Below are 16,696 nucleotides of genomic sequence, written 5' to 3' on the forward strand. Positions count from 1 at the left end.
AAACATGAGCAGTTGGCTACAAAAACAAGTGAAGGAAAGACCGAATCATCCTGCTTTTTATTGGCAGGATGACGTTTGGTCGTTTGCTGATGTGGAGCAAGAAGTTCAACAATGGATGACAGAATTCGCAAAAAAAATCCCGCAAACTGAAAAACGAATTGCACTATTTGGACGTAACTCAAAAGAAATGTATTTTTCTATTCTGGCATTGTGGGAAATAGGAAAAGAAATTGTTTTTTTGAACAGCCATTTGAGTGTAAAAGAATTAGAATATCAGCTGACAGATGCAAATGTAAATTGGGTAGTAGCAGATAATGAATCTTTAGCGAATCTGTCTAAGCTGAAACAAGTAAAATTGCTTGAAATGACACGTTCGAATCATACAGAAAAAATTATTGTTTCAACATCTGCCTATCAGCTAAATTCAACAGCTTCAATCATGTATACATCAGGTACTACGGGGAATCCTAAAGGTGTAGTTCAGTGTTTCAGTAATCATTTTGCGAGTGCCATGGCTACACAAGAAAACATGCAGGTTACAACGGAGGATTGTTGGCTTTGTCCTGTACCTCTGTTTCATATTAGTGGTTTATCTATCGTGATTCGTCAATTAGTTTTAGGTTGTAGTTTTCGCTTGTATGATCGCTTTGATGGAAAAATGGTGACAGCTGATTTAACGCAAGGAAAAGGTACAATTATTTCGGTAGTGACGCTTATGTTGCAGGAATTATTGGAAGAGTATCCTAAAGAAGGTTACGATCATCGATTTAAGGCAATGCTTCTTGGTGGTGGACCAATTTCTAAAAAAGCATTGGAAACGTGCGAAAACTTCGGTATTCCAGTGATCCAATCATACGGAATGACAGAAACATGCTCTCAAGTAGTCGCTTTGAGCTTTAAAGATGCTTCGAAGAAGATGGGCTCTGTCGGTAAGCCATTGATGGGGATGGCAGTTAAAGTTGTCGATGAAAAAAATCAGGAAATTTCCGCAAATCAAGTAGGAGAAGTTCTGTTAAAAGGTAAAAATGTTATTCAGCACTATTTAAATGGCGAACAGTGGCAGACAACTAAATGGACAGCAGATGGCTGGTTTAAAACAGGTGATATGGGCTATTTAGACGATGAAGGCTATCTTTATTTGGTTAGCCGTTTAAGTGAACTGATTATTTCTGGCGGAGAAAATATTTATCCAACAGAAGTTGAGCATGTATTACAAGAAATGCCTGAAATAAAAGAAGTCGCTGTGGTTGGTGAACCTGACAAGAAATGGGGCTCCATTCCTGTTGCTTACATTGTCGGTGATGCAACAATCACGGTAGAAAAAATAAACGCATTTGCTCAAACCTATTTGGCAAAATTCAAACTGCCTAAAAAGGTTTATTTGTGCGATACACTTCCAAAAACAGCAAGTGGAAAATTAGCAAAACACCGCTTAACAACAATAGAAAGGGAGGCTTTTTTAAGTAATGAGCATTCCTAAAGAACTAGAAGAAGCATATGAACAAGGTTATCGAAAATTCAGTTGGGTTCAGAAATTAAATGAAAACTCTATTTCTTTGCGTACTTATTTTGAGAAGGGCCAAAAAGCATTTCACGGGGAACGATTCTATTGGCAAACACCAGAAAAAGAGTTTACCTTAGCAGGTTTTGGTAAGGAAATTGAATTAACACATGAACAAGCAAGTTTTAAACAAGTCGATTCATTTATTTTGAAAGAACAAGATAAGATTTACCAAAATTTGTCAATTACAGGAACTGGTGCGATTTTATTTGGCGGTTTCTCCTTTGATGATACTATTCTAAAGCAAAATGATTGGGGAAAAATGGAGCAAGGATTATTTTATCTGCCGACTTTTCTGATCACTCAAAAGATGAACGAACAGTTTTTGACTATCAACTTTAGTACCGAAACTAAAAGCGAATTACAGCAAAAATGGGTGTCTGTAAACAAACAATTTGTTGATATTATGAATACGGAAAGTGAACAACAGATCAAATGTGATCAAGTTGAAGCAGAGGAAGTCGCAGTTACCCAATGGATGACTCTTGTGGATGAAACAGTAGCCAAATTAAAAGAAGTAGGACCTCTGGAAAAAGTTGTTTTAGCTAGACGAATGAAGATAAGTAGTAGTCAGCCTTTTCAATCAGAAGTAATTTTGAAGAACCTTGAAGAACAGCAAACTAACACATACTTTTTTGTATTAGAAGCTGAGCATCATGTGTTTATCGGTGCGACACCAGAGCGATTATTGAAAGCTTCTACCACAACGTTTTCAACTGCAAGTGTGGCAGGGTCTGTTTCACGTGGAACAACTGAAGCAGAAGATATCGAATTAGGAAGTCATCTACTGAATGATATGAAAAATCGGCAAGAACATAAAATTGTTGTGGATCGTATTGTGAAAGAGTTGGAACGAATGACTGAAGATATGGTTCATGTTCAACAACCTCAATTATTGAAAAATCGTGATATTCAGCATTTATTTTTGCCGATTGAAGGCAAAAGACGCGCAGCTTTTCGATTTTTAACAGGAATTCAGCAATTACATCCAACACCAGCCTTAGGAGGAGAACCAAAAGAGTTAGCATTAGAGTGGCTTAGAGTACATGAAAAATTAGATCGAGGTCTATATGGCGCGCCGATCGGCTGGATTGCGTTGAAAGAAGATATAGGAGAATTTGCTGTTGGTATTCGCTCAGCTATTTTTTCAGAGAATCAAGGCTATTTGTACGCTGGTTGCGGGATTGTTAAAGACTCCGAGGCAGCATCAGAACGAGTAGAGACAAAAATTAAATTTCAACCGATGTTAAGAGGGATAGGCGGGGATATTCATGACGAATCAAAAAGAAATGACTAATTATTTACAAAATTTTATTGAAGGTTTAATTAGTAGTGGTGTAGCGCAAGCCGTTATCAGTCCTGGTTCACGTTCGACACCATTGGCACTCCTTTTACATCGGCAAAAAAATATTGAGACATTTATTGAAGTAGATGAACGTTCAGCGGCATTTTTTGGATTGGGTTTAAGTAAAGCAAGCGGTAAACCAGTTGTTTTATTATGTACATCGGGCACAGCTGCAGCTAATTATTACCCGGCAATCTGTGAGGCAAAAGCCAGTCATATACCTTTGATTATCTTAACAACGGATCGCCCACATGAATTACGACAAGTAGGCGCGCCGCAAGCAATGGATCAAATTCATTTATTCCAAAGTCATGTGAAAATGTTTGTAGAAATGGCAATTCCTGAAGAGTCAAAAGCAATGTTAGATTATGCTTATTGGCAAGGAATGCGGGCAACAGACACCGCTTCCCAAACGCCCAAAGGCCCCGTTCATTTGAATTTTCCGCTAAGAGAGCCACTACTGCCTGATTTAACCTTTAAATTAGAATCAGAACGAAAAACCCAGATTTTGACAGGAAAACAACAACTTTCGGATGAACAGCTTAGCAACTGTGCAGCCGAATGGCAAGGGAAAAACGGTGTTTTGGTCGTTGGCGGAACGCATTCTCCAGAAGAAGCTGAACAATTTATTACCTTAGCGGAAACCTTAAATTGGCCGATTATTAGTGATCCATTGGCAAATCTTACTTCTGTTGGTCATAATAGTCACTTGATTATGAGTTATGCTGATTTATTTATTCAAGAAGTTGAAATGAGCTTGAAACCAGAAGTGGTTGTTCGTTTTGGCATGTTGCCTATTTCAAAAAATACAATGTTTTGGCTCCAATCTCTTGAAGAAAGTGAAACAACGGTTTATTTTGTTGATGAAACAGGTGAATGGCAAGATCAGCTAAAACAAACACAAGTAGCCATTCAAGCAGAAGAACAATTATTTATCCAATCAATCTTGAATAAAATTAATGTAAAATCTTCGGATATTTGGATGAAACAGTGGATCAACTGGCAAAAAATTACGGAACAACAATTGGATGAAATTTCCGAGTTAAGTAGTTTAAATGAAACATCTGCAAGTTTGCTTGTTCATAAAATGATGACAGATAATGGCCAATTTTTTGTTTCCAATAGTAATGCAATTCGATTCTTAGACCGTTTTGCTGCAGTTGAAAACAATCGCTATCATTTATTTGGCAATCGTGGGATTAATGGAATTGATGGGATTGTCTCAACTGCTTTAGGTATGTGTGCTGTAAATCATGACCGCCAGAATGTGTTATTGATTGGTGATTTAGCTATGTATCATGATATGAATGGTTTAATGTTGGCAAAACAGTACGACTTACCATTAACAATAGTTTTATTAAACAATAATGGTGGAGGTATTTTCTCTTTTCTTTCGCAACGTCAATTAACACCTGAAGATTTTGAACCAATCTTTGGAACACCGATTGATTTAGATTTTTCTTTGGTTGCCCAATTATATGGTGCAGATTATGTGAAAGCAGAAAATTTAGAACAGTTAAGTATATTGCTAGAAGCAACTCAAAAACAACAAAAGTTCCAGATTATCGAAGTTGTCGGTGATAGGCAGGAAAATGTTGAACTTTATGAAGCGGTCTTGGCAGGTTTACGAGATAAATTAAGGAGTAAATAAATGAAAATCAACATAAATGGCGTAAATTATTATTATGAGTGGTTTTCAAGTTATCAAGCAGATCGACCAACATTGGTATGTCTCCATGGTTTTACTGGAACTAGCCAAACATTTGCTTCTGTATTTCAAGATGACAGGGAGCTTAATATTTTAGGCATTGATTTAATTGGTCATGGGAAAACAGATTATGCTGTTCACCCATACCGTTATCAGCTGGATTGTTTATGCCAAGATATTGTTTTGTTGACAGAAAATTTAGGTTTGAAGCAGTTTTATCTATTAGGCTATTCTATGGGGGCTAGAGCTGCTTTAGGTATTACGTGCCTATTTCCTAGTAAAGTTCAACAATTAGTCTTAGAGAGCGGTTCTCCAGGTTTAAATGATGTTTCAGAACGGTTAATACGTCAACGATCGGATGAACATCTTGCTGGATACCTTTTGAATCACTCAATTAAGGAATTTGTAAAAAAATGGGAGAGTTTACCACTATTCTCTAGCCAAAGAAGTTTGCCTACCTCAATTCAAGAGATGGTTCGTCAAGAGCGGCTATCTCAATCACGTTTTGGACTTGCGTGTAGCTTGTGGTATATGGGAACTGGTGTGCAGCCTAGTTTTTGGGATAAACTAACGAATATAAAGGTACCAGTACAGTTAATTGTAGGAGAGTTAGACTTCAAGTTTATACAATTAGCCCGTGAAATGAAGAAAAGACAACCTAGTTTTTCAGTTGAAATTATAGCCGGAGCTGGACATTGTGTTCATTTAGAAAAGCCTGAAGAATTTGCAAAAGCTAGCTTGAACTTTTTAAAAGGAGGAAGTCAGGGATGATGATTAGTCGAATTGAACGTTATCGTGTTCGTTTACCACTACGAATTCCTTTTGAAACAAGCTATGGTCGACTGACGGAAAAAGCGTTTGATATTTTGTTGGTGACAGATGAGTTAGGGAATCAAGGAATTGGGGAACTAGTTCCGTTTGAACAACCAGATTACATAGAGGAAACGATAGAGACTGCCAGAATTATCAGCCAAAATCATTTGATTCCTTTATTAACAAACAAAGAAATTACTCATCCAAAAGAAGTAGCAGATTTATTTTATGAAGTCAAAGGGAATCAAATGGCAAAATCAAGCTTGGAGACTGCGATCTGGGATTTATATGCCAAGCGACATAACCAAAGCTTAAAAAATTATTTTAATAAAACGAGACTGCAGATTCCTGTTGGTGTAAGTATCGGGATTCAAACAAATTTAGATGAATTGCTCAACCAAATCACTAGTTATGTAGAACAAGGATATCAAAGAGTAAAATTGAAAATTCGTCCAGGCTATGACTTGGAACCTGTTCAGGAAATACGGCGTAAATTTCCCAACTTAGCGCTAATGGTAGATGCGAATTCAGCCTATGCGATTGAGGATATGCAACATCTTAAAAAATTAGATATATACGATTTAGCAATGATTGAACAACCATTTGCGGCTAATGATTTTCTAGATCATGCCCAGCTGCAAGGTGAGCTAAAGACAAAAATCTGTTTAGATGAAAACATCCGATCGTTAAAAGATTGTGAATTGGCTTTTTCTTTAGGTAGTTGTCAAAGTATTAATCTAAAAATTCCAAGAGTAGGTGGTATCACTGAAGCTATGAAAATAGTGGAATTCTGCCAAGAAAAAGGTCTACTAGTATGGCTAGGTGGTATGTTTGAATCAGGTGTAGGCAGAGCTTTAAATCTTCAATTTGCTTCTCAAAAAATTTTTACCTTTCCTGGTGATATTTCTGCATCAGATCGTTATTATTATGAGGATATCTTAGAACAACCAATTGAAATTCAGCATGGTGAAATACACGTACCAGAAGGTTTAGGAATTGGCGTAACATTATCCGAGAAGAAGCTATTAAAATATGGACTCCATGAAACAATATTCATTCGGTAAAAAAGTGTGTTATGGGACAAAACTAAAACTCAGTTTTGTCCTATAACACACTACACCATAATAAATGGCGGGAGTATAGTACAATTTCTTCTGTCCCGCCCTCTATGTTTTTAAATTAGCCTTCTTTTAAAACTTTCTCAATTTGTAATCGTTGAACTTTCATCGTAGCTGTACGAGGAATTTCATCCCATTCCATAATAATCGGTTCATTTATGCGTGGTAAATCGGCCACTTGCTCCCACCAAGCATCCCAATTCATTCCTTGTTTAGGATCAACGGCTAAAATTGGTTGTGGAGAATCGTCTTTAGCTCTGACAATAATTACTTCTTGCAGAAAATCAAGTGCATCCAATAAGTGATCTTCAATAGCTAGGTTACTATCAATTTTTTCAATTAAATCTACTTGACGGTCCTTCAAGAATAAATGCCCATCATTATCAATAAAACCATAATCACCGCTATCCCACCAAGGACCAAAAACCGTTGCTTGGAAGCGGTCATCTTCTTTGTAGTAAGTTAAAGCGCGACCTTTAGACAAGAATTGAATATGTCCGTCTGTCATTGCAGGCAGAACATTGCCGTCTTTGTCTGCGATTCTAGCTTCAGTCAAACCAGCCAGTCCAACACCCATGTCACGAGCATCCGATGTTTTCAGAGAATCCAACGTATGTGCTTTTAATATCATAGGACCACATTCACTTTGTCCATAAACTTGTAGGAAAATCGGATCATTTTTTTCAGAAGCTTTTAGGAAACTAGCCATAGTCGCGTTATTAATTGCATCAAAAGTAGAATGATAATAGCGCACACTAGCAAATGCTTCAGGTTGATTTTTTGCCAAAGATGTCCACTGAACAAAATTATTTGGATGAGTCTCTAGTGCAATTGGTTGATATTCTAGCAGCATTTTTGCAACAGAATCACTATTTGAAATCGATAATGGCATCATTGGAAAGCCCATTGCCATTAAAGAAGATATACCAATATTAAAACGAGAGTGAACAGGTGAAATATGAAAACCAACCAGTTTGTTTTCTGCAATTTTTGTGAAAATTGTTTTTTGCCATTTTGTTCGCCACCCCATTGAGTTAGCTGAGTGACAGATTAATTTTGGAATACCTGTAGTCCCAGAAGTATGTGTCATATAAGCGATTTGATCTTTAGGAAGCTCAACTTGGGGAACTTCTTTAGTAGGTGCTTGTAACAATTTTTCTACGGAAATTTGTTTTTCAGGTGAACTATTTTTTACTTCAGCTACTTTCGCTGCTGTTTCATCATCGAATAAAATAAACGGATTTTCTAAACGATCTACAAAAACTTCAATAGTTTCGGCAGGGAAATGATAAGAAATCATTGCTGGAACAGCGCCTAAATAAGAAGCTGCAACTGCTAACAAGTAAGTATCGAATTTTGAACTCTTAAAAATAATAATTTTATCTTCAGCTTTTACACCTAAACTAGCTAATTGATAAGCGCGATTTAAAACCGCTTCATGACTTAACTGATAGTTATGACTAGTGCCAAGTTCAGGAAAAGCTGGCAAGAGTTCATCTTGAATAATAGCCGATTCTGGTGTTTTAAGTGCAGCATCTCGATAGTTTGTATATAAGTTGAGTGGTTGATATTCTAACAGTGGGTTCAATATAAGTGCACTCCTTCTAAAGTAATTTTGTATAAAAAGATTGTGTAAAAACGAACAAGGACAGTATAACATGAAATCCAAATATCCCAAATAAATTTGATAAAACGAAATGATAAAATGAAACTTCAGCGTATATTAAATATGAGAAGCAAGAAACGAATAAATTGAGTATAAAAAAATGACAATAAATTCGTAAGAACGCTTGATTTTATAAGCTTTTAGCTGTATAATGAAAAATTGTGAGTAGTCTATATTTTTATAGATAGCTCTCCTTGCTCTTAGCAATCTAAGAGCCTTAAAGTCCATAGGGAGGTGAAAGTCAATGAGTCAAGCTACGAATTATGAAATTATGTACATTATTCGTCCGAACATTGATGAAGAAGCAAAAACTGCTTTAGTAGAACGTTTCGACACAATCTTAAAAGATAACGGTGCAGAAGTCATCGAATCAAAAGATTGGGAAAAACGCCGCTTAGCATATGAAATGAACGGATTCCGTGAAGGCATCTATCATATCGTTAAAGTGTCTTCTCCATCAACTGCAGGAGCAATCAATGAATTTGATCGTCTTGCTAAAATCAATGATGATATTATTCGTCATATGATTATTAAGGAAGAAGCATAATAAATGTTTCACGTGAAACATTTATAGACGAAAGGAGATGTTTAAATGATTAACAATGTTACATTAGTTGGAAGACTAACAAAAGATCCAGATTTACGATATACATCAAGTGGTTCAGCTGTTGCGACGTTTACTTTAGCTGTAAATCGTAACTTTACGAATCAAAATGGAAATCGTGAGGCAGATTTTATTAACTGTGTGATTTGGCGTAAACCTGCTGAAACAATGGCAAACTATGCGCGTAAAGGGACATTGTTGGGTGTCGTTGGACGAATCCAAACGAGATCGTATGAAAATCAACAAGGTCAGCGTGTATATGTAACAGAAGTCGTATGTGAAAATTTCCAATTGTTAGAGTCTCGTTCTGCATCAGAACAAAGACAAACACAAGAAGGTTCTGGTTCAACATATAATTCTGGAGCTAATAGTGGTGGCGGAAGTTTCCAACCACAATCACAAAACAATAATTTTGCAGGACAAAACAATTTTAATCAATCATCCTCTCAGTCTAGCAACAACGGTATGCCTGATTTTGATAGAGATTCTGATCCATTTGGTGGAACAGGTTCTACTATTGACATTTCAGATGATGATTTACCATTCTAAACGAATTTGATAGGAGGGAATAAGAATGGCACAACAAAGAAGAGGCGGACGTAAACGTCGTAAAGTCGACTATATTGCAGCAAACCATATTGAATATATTGACTATAAAGATATCGAATTACTAAAAAAATTCATTTCTGAACGTGGAAAAATTTTGCCACGTCGTGTAACAGGTACAGGCGCTAAAAACCAACGTAAATTAACAGTTGCGATTAAACGTGCACGTATCATGGGCTTATTACCATTTGTTGGTGAAGAGCAATAATTTGAAATTTTCAAAAGGATCAAAGACTAGTTTCTTTGGTTCTTTTTTTGCATTTTAAGCACTATAATGTAACATACTTATTCAGCAATAATCTGTAAGTTTTATCTCTATAGAATGTTTCACGTGAAACATTTTGCAGATTCGCAGAAATTTTGTTTTTATGCTAAAATAACGTTATCTGTAAGAATAACGGAGGAATTCTAAAAATGAAAAAGATTAGAATGAAACGGATTTTGGGTTCTGTATTCGTTCTCTTTTTAATAGAGGTATTATTGTTTTTCTACATTTCTAATAACTATCTCCTAATAGCTGGGTTATTGGTTCTTAACTTATTTTTAATTAATCGAATTTTCTATTTAATTAAACAGCTAGAAATCTCTAATTCAGAAAGAATTAGAGAGGCAAGTTCAATTGCAGAGAAATCATTAGATTATGCATTTAATGAAGTATCTGTTGGGATAATAAACTATGATCCTGTTACAAAAGAAGCGAAATGGCTAAACCCATTTGCTGATGATATTTTTAGAAAAGATGGACAAGAATTAATTAGTCCAGAATTAATACAGACATATGTTACCTTAGCTGAGAAAGGCAAAGATATATTCAAAGTGGCTGACCATGTCTATCGCTTTAATGTTGATACGGAACAAAATACAATTACGTTTAAAGATATTACTGAAGAAAGTAATCTGTATCAAGAAAAAATTGGAATGCAAACAGCTATTGGAATTGTGTCGGTGGATAACTATGACGATGTAACTGATAGTATGGATGATAAACAAATTTCATATTTAAATAGTTTTATTACTACAATGGTTTCGGATTGGATGGATGAGTACCACGTTTTCTATAAGAGGTTAAATGCTGAACGCTATTTCTTTATTGCTCAACTAGAAGACATTAAAAAGATGATGGACTCTAAGTTTCAAATTTTGGATAATATTAGAAAAGAGTCAAATACTAGAGAAATTGCTATTACTTTAAGCATGGGTATTTCCTATGGTGGAGAAACATTAAATCAGACAGGGAACACAGCTCAAACGAATCTTGACACAGCTTTAGTGAGAGGTGGAGATCAAGTAGTTGTCAAAGAAGCTAAAGACAATGCAAAGCCAATTTTTTATGGCGGCAGAACAGCTTCAGTAGCGAAGAGAACGCGTGTTCGATCTAGAGCTATGAGCACTGCAATTCAAGGGATTTTATCGGAGTCTGCGGATGTTTATATCATGGGGCATCGCTTTCCTGATATGGATGCGATTGGTTCTGCTTTTGGGATGGCACGATTAGCTAAATTTAATGGAAAAGAACCATGGATAGTTCTAGAAAAAAATGAAAGTATTCCAGATGTAGATCGTGTAATGTCAGAATTGGAGAAGTATCCAGAATTAGGAAAACAAATTATTTCACCTAAAGAAGCAATGAGAAAGAAAACAGATAGTAGTTTATTGATTATGGTAGATTATCACAAACCCTCATTATCAATTTCTCAAGAGCTTTATGAACAGTTTGATAAAGTCGTTATTATTGATCATCATCGTCGGGGCGATGAATTTCCTGCCAAGCCATTGCTTGCGTATATTGAGTCATCTGCTTCATCTGCATCTGAATTGGTGACAGAATTAATTGAATATCAGAGCAATACCCAAAGAAAACTAGATAGATTTGAGTCGACATTATTGTTGGCTGGGATAGTTGTTGATACAAAAAGTTTTAGTGTGCGTACAACTGCGCGGACATTTGATGTTGCAAGTTATTTAAGGACTTGTGGCGCAGATTCGTCTTTAGTACAATATTTATTAAGTTCAGATTTAGATAGCTATTTAGAAATGAATAGTCTAATCGCCAAAAGTGAATATGTTACACCAGATACAGTTATTGTGACGGGCAGAGAAGATAAAGAATACGATAGCGTTACTGCAGCTAAAACAGCCGATACATTGTTATCAATGGTAGGAATTAATGCGGCTTTTGTAATAACTAAACGTACAGATAAGCAAATCGGAATTAGTGCTCGAAGTAACGGGTCTATAAACGTCCAACTGATTATGGAAAACTTGGGCGGAGGTGGTCATTTTACTAATGCTGCGGTACAATTATCTAATGTAACGGTAACTGAAGTAAAAGAACAACTATTAAAAGTAATTCATCAAAATATAGATGTGATGTATGAGGAGGAGTAAAAGGTATGAAAGTTATTTTTTTACAAGATGTTAAAGGAAAAGGGAAAAAAGGCGATGTGAAAGAAGTACCGACAGGCTACGCCCAAAACTTCCTTATTAAAAATGGTTATGCACAAGAAGCAAATAAAGGTAGTATCAGCGCACTTGCTGGTCAAAAGAAAGCGCAAGATAAACATGATGCAGAAATTTTAGCTGATGCTAAAGTAATGCAAGAATTTTTAGAAAAAGAAGAGACCGTTGTAGAGCTTAAAGCGAAGGCTGGAGAAGACGGAAGATTATTTGGATCTATTCCTTCAAAACAAATCGCAGAGGCCTTAAACAAGCAATATAAGGTCAAATTAGACAAACGTAAGATAGAACTATCACAACCAATTCGTTCGTTAGGTTATACTAATGTTCCTGTGAAGCTACATCACGAAGTAACTGCGAAAATTAAAGTACATGTAGTAGCAGAATAGCAATAAAAAGCAGAGGAGCTCCTCTGTTTTTTGTTTATGCTAAGAGAGAATGGTCCATCTTTGCCAGTGTACATTTAAGCCATTTCTTGTTAAAATAGAAAGACTGAGCAGACCAAAAATTGTATCAATTTTACTTTTTTAATAGAATATTTTAAGGAATTAATTGTTGCTATCTCGAGAATATAGGAGAGAAAAAGATGAATGAAGTATGGCAAGATCGAGTACCACCACAAAGTATGGAAGCAGAACAGGCCGTTTTAGGGTCGGTTTTTTTAGATGCTGAGGTTATTATCGATGCTTTAGAATACATAGAACCAAAAGATTTTTATCGCCGTAATCATCAATTGATTTTTCAAACTATGCTTACCTTGAACGATCGAAATGAAGCGATTGATGTGATTACAGTCAAAGATCGTTTGGAACAAGAAAATTTATTGGAAGATGTAGGCGGGTTAAGTTATCTTTCTGATTTAGCATTAGCTGTTCCAACAGCAGCTAATATTGTTTACTATGCTAAAATTGTTGAACAAAAGTCATTACTTCGTAATTTGATTCAAACAGCGACAGAGATTGTTACTAAAGGGTTTGAACAAGGTGAAGATGTTGAGACTATTTTAGACGATGCTGAACGAAGCATTCTAGAGGTTTCTGAAAAAAGAAATCGTAGCGGCTTCCTGTCAATTGCAGATGTCCTAAATACATCAATTGCTAATATTGACCAATTGTATCAAAATGATGAAGAAATTACTGGACTTCCAACAGGATATCCAGCATTGGATAAAATGACTGCAGGTCTGCAAGCGGAAGAATTAATTATTTTAGCTGCTCGTCCAGCCGTGGGAAAAACGGCATTTGCCTTAAATATTGCCCAAAATATTGGCACGAAGACAGACCGTTCTGTTGCAATCTTTAGTTTAGAAATGGGTGCGGAATCACTAGTTAACCGAATGCTTTGCGCGGAGGGTTCAATAGAAGCGGGACATTTACGGACAGGTCAGTTATCAGAAGAAGAGTGGCAGAACTTAATTATTGCGATGGGCAGCTTGTCTAGAGCGCAGATTTATATTGATGATACGCCAGGTATTAAAATTACAGAAATCCGTGCAAAATGTCGGAAACTAGCGCAAGAAAGAGGCAATCTTGGACTAATTTTAATTGACTACTTACAATTAATTGAAGGTACTGGTCGAGAAAGCCGTCAACAAGAGGTTTCTGAAATTTCCCGACAGTTAAAAAAATTAGCGAAAGAATTAAAAGTTCCAGTAATCGCTTTGTCGCAGCTATCCCGTGGTGTGGAGCAACGTCAAGATAAACGTCCAGTTTTGAGCGATATTCGTGAGTCTGGATCGATTGAGCAGGATGCAGATATCGTTGCGTTCCTTTATCGTGATGACTATTACGATCGTGGTGAAGATGGCGAAGATGGTGACCATGAGCCACCGGAAATTGACAACGTGATTGAAGTGATAATTGAGAAAAATAGGAGTGGAGCCAGAGGAACGGTTGAGCTACTATTTATCAAAGAATACAACAAATTTTCTTCTTTATCACTTAGAGAAGAGTTCTAGATTTATCCATTTAAAAGGGCAGGAGCTTGAAAAAGTCTACCTGTCTTTTTATTTACCTAATTTAGATCGAAGAATCGTTTTTTATGTCTGTTTTTCAGTTAAGAGATTGCTTAAGATCTCACTTTCTATTTTGTTCCAGACACATCTTGTATTATTTTTTCTGTATAATAACATAGAAGTGTAAACATACAATGCCGTCCATTAATTTTCGTTTTTTTGAAATAATAGAATTCAATTACAAAATAAAGTTCGTGTTTTACACCTTTTTTATTTCCTAAAAACAATAACATTCGATTTTTTTGTTGAAAGCGTTCTGTTTTATTGGTACAATGAATCAGGACAAAATAATTTAGAACGAGGTGTTCGAATGTCATCAGTTGTAGTAGTCGGAACGCAGTGGGGCGATGAAGGTAAAGGAAAAATCACAGACTTTTTAAGTGAAAATGCTGAAGTCATTGCACGCTATCAAGGCGGAGATAATGCAGGTCATACCATTAAATTTGATGGTGTTACTTATAAACTACATTTGATTCCTTCAGGTATCTTTTATAAAGAAAAAATCAGCGTGATTGGAAATGGCGTTGTAGTCAATCCAAAATCATTAGTAAAAGAATTAGCGTACTTAAAAGATAATAATGTCACAACAGATAATTTACGTATTTCTGATCGTGCACATGTCATTTTACCTTACCATATTCAATTAGATCAATTACAAGAAGATGCTAAAGGTGAAAATAAAATCGGTACAACGATCAAAGGAATTGGGCCAGCTTACATGGATAAAGCAGCTCGTGTAGGTATCCGTGTTGCTGATTTGTTAGACAAAGAAATTTTTGAAGAACGTTTAAAAATCAATTTAGAAGAAAAAAATCGTCAATTTGTTAAAATGTTTGATAGTGAACCGATTGCTTTTGAAGACATTTTTGAGGAATATTATGAATACGGACAACAAATTAAAAAATACGTAACAGATACTTCTGTTATTTTGAATGATGCATTAGATGCTGGTAAGCGCGTGTTATTTGAAGGTGCACAAGGTGTTATGTTGGATATCGATCAAGGTACCTATCCATTTGTTACTTCATCAAATCCAGTTGCTGGCGGTGTCACAATCGGAAGTGGTGTTGGCCCTTCTAAGATTAATAAAGTTGTAGGTGTATGTAAAGCTTATACTTCACGTGTGGGTGATGGACCATTCCCAACAGAATTATTCGATGAAACAGGAGAAACTATTCGTAGAGTCGGTAAAGAATATGGGACAACAACAGGCCGTCCACGCCGTGTTGGTTGGTTTGACACAGTTGTAATGCGTCATTCTAAACGTGTATCAGGGATTACTAATCTATCTTTAAATTCTATTGACGTATTAAGTGGTTTAGATACGGTAAAAATCTGTACAGCATACGAATTAGATGGAGAGAAAATCTATCATTATCCAGCAAGCTTGAAAGAATTAAGCCGTTGTAAACCAGTCTATGAAGAATTACCAGGCTGGTCAGAAGATATTACAGGATGCAAAACATTGGAAGAACTACCAGCGAATGCGAGAAACTATGTTCACCGTATTTCAGAATTAGTAGGTGTACGTATTTCAACATTCTCAGTAGGTCCTGACCGTAATCAAACAAATGTATTAGAAAGTGTTTGGGCACAAATCTAATTTTAAAGTAAGCGAGAGACTAAGCGTAAATGGGTCTCTCGTTTTTTTGGTTATTTTCCTACCTAATAAAGCATGAGTATCCATATAATATGTGTTAAAATAGAAAAACAGCTAGGAGGATTAAAAATGACATTCAAATTAATGACAGATTCATGTTGTGATTTACCATATACATATTTAGAAGCGAATGATGTTGATTTTATTAGTATGACGATTCAGTTAAACGGAAAAGAATTGATTGATGATTTAGGTAGAACGTTTGACTATGATTGGTTTTTACAAGAAATAAAGAGTGGCGGTATGCCGACAACATCTCAAGTCAACGTAGGACGCTATATTGAGTTTTTTAGACCATATGTGATGAAGAACATTCCTATCCTTTATCTCGCTTTTTCTTCTGGTTTAAGTGGATCATACCAAAGTGCTATGCAGGCGGTTGATATCTTGAAAGAAGAGTACGCGGATGCGGAAATTTATGTTGTTGATACGAAAGCGGCTAGTTTGGGCGAAGGCTTATTAGTTAGTGAAATTATTCAGCTAAAGGCAGATGGACATAGCTTAGAGGATAGCTTACTATGGTTAGCTGAAAATAAAATGACTGTTCATTCGTGGGTAACGGTAGATGATCTAAAACACTTGGAGCGTGGCGGCAGAATCTCAAAAGCAGCAGCAGCAATTGGTGGTTTAATGAATGTGAAGCCAATTATTGTAGTGGATGAAGAAGGTAAATTAAAAAATATTGGTAAGGTACGAGGTCGTAGTAAAGCACTTAAAAAATTAGCAGATGAAACAGTTAACGGAATCGTAGAACCTTTGACTCAAACACTATTTATTGCATACGCAGGTGACTTGGAAAGCGCTGAAAAAGTAAAAATATTGATTGAGGAACAAATTCAAGTCAAAGAAATTAGACTGCATCCTCTCGGACCAACAATTACAAGCCATACTGGAAATGGTTGTATTGCGGTATTTTCTAGGGGAAAGAAAAGATAGAAATCTATTAATAAAATAACAAAAACCACTTTTTGCATTAATCATGTAAAAAGTGGTTTTTGTTATTTTAATAGAAAAATAGGTCTTAAGCCTGATTACAAAAATGTTACCTGGACATTACAATTACGTTACATAAAGAATTGAAATAAACACAAAAATATTTATATTTTTTAGGAATTTTAAAAAAATAATAGTAGTATAAAAAAGG

General features: G+C 35.8%; 14 protein-coding genes. 13 read left to right on the top strand and 1 reads right to left on the bottom strand.

Translation table 11 applies throughout. The features are described 5' to 3' along the window. Window positions 1–4: 4 nt before the first annotated feature. From C240_RS06465 to menC, 5 genes are read left to right on the top strand one after another with little or no spacing between them, the layout of a single operon-like run. A complete protein-coding gene (locus C240_RS06465) occupies window positions 5–1,480 on the top strand; it encodes an o-succinylbenzoate--CoA ligase (protein ID WP_271492863.1) in 1,476 nt (491 codons plus the stop codon). Further along, entirely contained in the window at window positions 1,467–2,858 is a 1,392-nt protein-coding gene (locus C240_RS06470) for an isochorismate synthase (RefSeq protein WP_271492865.1), read from the top strand. The genes C240_RS06465 and C240_RS06470 overlap by 14 nt, the downstream gene beginning before the upstream one ends. Next, window positions 2,833–4,557 carry a 2-succinyl-5-enolpyruvyl-6-hydroxy-3-cyclohexene-1-carboxylic-acid synthase gene (menD, locus tag C240_RS06475; RefSeq protein WP_271492868.1) on the top strand — a complete coding sequence of 575 codons (1,725 nt, stop codon included), beginning with the start codon at window positions 2,833–2,835 and terminating at the stop codon, window positions 4,555–4,557. The genes C240_RS06470 and menD overlap by 26 nt, the downstream gene beginning before the upstream one ends. After that, entirely contained in the window at window positions 4,558–5,385 is an 828-nt protein-coding gene (gene menH / locus C240_RS06480; RefSeq protein WP_271492871.1) for a 2-succinyl-6-hydroxy-2,4-cyclohexadiene-1-carboxylate synthase, read from the top strand. Continuing rightward, window positions 5,382–6,491, top strand: a complete 1,110-nt coding sequence (gene menC, locus C240_RS06485; protein ID WP_271492874.1) for an o-succinylbenzoate synthase — start codon at window positions 5,382–5,384, stop codon at window positions 6,489–6,491. Before menH ends, menC begins: the two co-directional genes overlap by 4 nt. A 115-nt stretch (window positions 6,492–6,606) precedes the next feature. Here the strand turns inward: menC and C240_RS06490 are convergent, their stop codons facing one another. Then, window positions 6,607–8,133, bottom strand: coding sequence for an acyl-CoA synthetase (locus C240_RS06490; protein ID WP_271492876.1), 1,527 nt, complete (start codon window positions 8,131–8,133; stop codon window positions 6,607–6,609). Window positions 8,134–8,455: 322 nt separating this feature from the next. Here C240_RS06490 and rpsF point away from each other — a divergent pair, with 322 nt between their 5' ends. The 8 genes from rpsF (at window position 8,456) to C240_RS06530 (ending at window position 16,488) form a co-directional block, all read left to right on the top strand. Further along, window positions 8,456–8,758 carry a 30S ribosomal protein S6 gene (gene rpsF / locus C240_RS06495; RefSeq protein WP_069663270.1) on the top strand — a complete coding sequence of 101 codons (303 nt, stop codon included), beginning with the start codon at window positions 8,456–8,458 and terminating at the stop codon, window positions 8,756–8,758. 45 nt (window positions 8,759–8,803) lie between these two features. Then, the gene (gene ssb / locus C240_RS06500) at window positions 8,804–9,364 is read left to right on the top strand and encodes a single-stranded DNA-binding protein (RefSeq protein ID WP_271492886.1); all 561 of its coding nucleotides are present in this window, start codon (window positions 8,804–8,806) and stop codon (window positions 9,362–9,364) included. A gap of 25 nt (window positions 9,365–9,389) precedes the next feature. Then, window positions 9,390–9,629 (top strand): 30S ribosomal protein S18, encoded by a 240-nt coding sequence (gene rpsR, locus C240_RS06505; protein ID WP_271492888.1) that lies wholly within the window; start codon window positions 9,390–9,392, stop codon window positions 9,627–9,629. A gap of 206 nt (window positions 9,630–9,835) precedes the next feature. Continuing rightward, window positions 9,836–11,809, top strand: a complete 1,974-nt coding sequence (locus tag C240_RS06510) for a DHH family phosphoesterase (protein ID WP_271492890.1) — start codon at window positions 9,836–9,838, stop codon at window positions 11,807–11,809. Between the two features lie 5 nt (window positions 11,810–11,814). Continuing rightward, complete coding sequence (rplI, locus tag C240_RS06515; RefSeq protein ID WP_271492892.1) at window positions 11,815–12,267, top strand: 50S ribosomal protein L9; 453 nt, start codon at window positions 11,815–11,817, stop codon at window positions 12,265–12,267. 197 nt (window positions 12,268–12,464) lie between these two features. Continuing rightward, window positions 12,465–13,835: a replicative DNA helicase gene (gene dnaB, locus C240_RS06520; protein WP_271492895.1), complete on the top strand. Its 1,371-nt coding sequence runs from the start codon at window positions 12,465–12,467 to the stop codon at window positions 13,833–13,835. A gap of 367 nt (window positions 13,836–14,202) precedes the next feature. Then, window positions 14,203–15,495: an adenylosuccinate synthase gene (locus C240_RS06525; protein WP_271492898.1), complete on the top strand. Its 1,293-nt coding sequence runs from the start codon at window positions 14,203–14,205 to the stop codon at window positions 15,493–15,495. A gap of 126 nt (window positions 15,496–15,621) precedes the next feature. After that, the gene (locus C240_RS06530; RefSeq protein WP_271492901.1) at window positions 15,622–16,488 is read left to right on the top strand and encodes a DegV family protein; all 867 of its coding nucleotides are present in this window, start codon (window positions 15,622–15,624) and stop codon (window positions 16,486–16,488) included. Window positions 16,489–16,696 lie beyond the last annotated feature (208 nt).

The sequence above is a fragment of the Enterococcus sp. 5H genome (assembly GCF_028128615.1).
In the GTDB taxonomy this organism is placed as follows: domain Bacteria; phylum Bacillota; class Bacilli; order Lactobacillales; family Enterococcaceae; genus Enterococcus_L.